General features: G+C 61.7%; 2 protein-coding genes. Both read right to left on the reverse strand.

The window, feature by feature from the left end; all coding sequences use genetic code 11:
• The coding region (locus IVA74_RS03240) for a CoA-transferase (protein WP_276577007.1) at window positions 1–420 on the reverse strand (420 nt) is incomplete at its 3' end.
• A 67-nt stretch (window positions 421–487) separates the two neighbouring features.
• Window positions 488–1195 carry a CoA transferase subunit A gene (locus IVA74_RS03245; RefSeq protein WP_122405582.1) on the reverse strand — a complete coding sequence of 236 codons (708 nt, stop codon included), beginning with the start codon at window positions 1193–1195 and terminating at the stop codon, window positions 488–490.
• Between the last annotated feature and the right edge of the window lie 185 nt (window positions 1196–1380).

The raw sequence follows: 1380 nt of genomic DNA on the forward strand, positions 1-1380 counted from the left end.
GACGACGCGCTTGACGCCGGCGACGAGATCCATCGCGCCGCCCATGCCCTTGACCATCTTGCCGGGGATCATCCAGTTGGCGAGATCGCCGTTCTGAGCCACCTGCATGGCGCCGAGGATCGACAGGTCCATGTGGCCGCCGCGGATCATGCCGAAGGAATCCGCGCTCGAGAAATAGGAGGTCGAGGGCAGCTCGCTCACGGTCTGCTTGCCGGCGTTGATGAGGTCGGCGTCTTCCTCGCCCTCATAGGGGAACGGGCCCATACCGAGCATGCCGTTCTCGCTCTGCAAGGAGACGTCCATGCCGTCGGGGATGTAGTTCGAGACCAGCGTCGGGATGCCGATGCCGAGATTGACGTAATAGCCGTCACGCAATTCCTTCGCGGCGCGCGCGGCCATCTGTTCACGGGTCCAGGCCATCTTGAGCTCCTGTCGATTCTTTAGTGGCGCATGATCTGATCGGAAAAAAGGCTTCCACTTTTCCTGATCATGCGCTCGGGCGCGGGCGGGTGTTGCGGAATTCGATGCGCTTCTTGGCCGTGCCGACCTCGACGATGCGCTTCACGAAGATGCCGGGCGTATGGATGTGGTCGGGATTGAGTTCACCGGCCGGCACCAGGTGCTCGACCTCCGCCACGGTGATCTTCGCGGCGGTCGCCATCATCGGGTTAAAGTTGCGCGCGGTCTTGCGGTAGATGAGGTTGCCGGCGGTGTCGCCCTTCCAGGCGTGCACGATGGCGAGGTCGGCGAACAGGCCGCGCTCCATCAGGTACTTCTCGCCGTCGAATTCCTTCACTTCCTTGCCTTCGGCGATCAGCGTGCCGACGCCGGTCTTGGTGTAGAAGGCCGGGATGCCGGCGCCGCCGGCGCGAATGCGCTCGGCCAGCGTGCCCTGCGGGTTGAATTCGAGTTCCAGCTCGCCGGCAAGGAATTGCTGGGCAAACAGCTTGTTCTCGCCGACATAGGACGAGATCATCTTCTTGATCTGGCGGGTTTCGAGCAGGCGGCTGAGGCCGATGCCGTCGACGCCGGCATTGTTGGAGACCACCGTCAGACCCTTGACGCCGGACTCGCGGATCGCGTCCGACAGCTCCTCGGCGATGCCGCAGAGGCCGAAGCCTCCGGACATGATCATCATGTTGTCCTTGAGAATGCCAGAGAGAGCCGACTTGGCGTCGGGATAGACCTTGTTCATGAATTATCTGACTAATGGAGGGAAGCTGATAGCTCGGAAGCGCTGAGGTTGATATTTCTCCGATTCGAGCCGTGCACATGATAGCGGCTTCCGACGCCCGGCTTGGCCCGCTCATTCATCTGATCGTGCGCGGAATCCGACGATGAGCTGTTGCTCACTGCCCTCATTTGGGCTCGATTCCTTCA

Origin of the sequence: Bradyrhizobium sp. 132 (assembly GCF_023074185.1) — a bacterium.
Classification (GTDB): domain Bacteria; phylum Pseudomonadota; class Alphaproteobacteria; order Rhizobiales; family Xanthobacteraceae; genus Bradyrhizobium.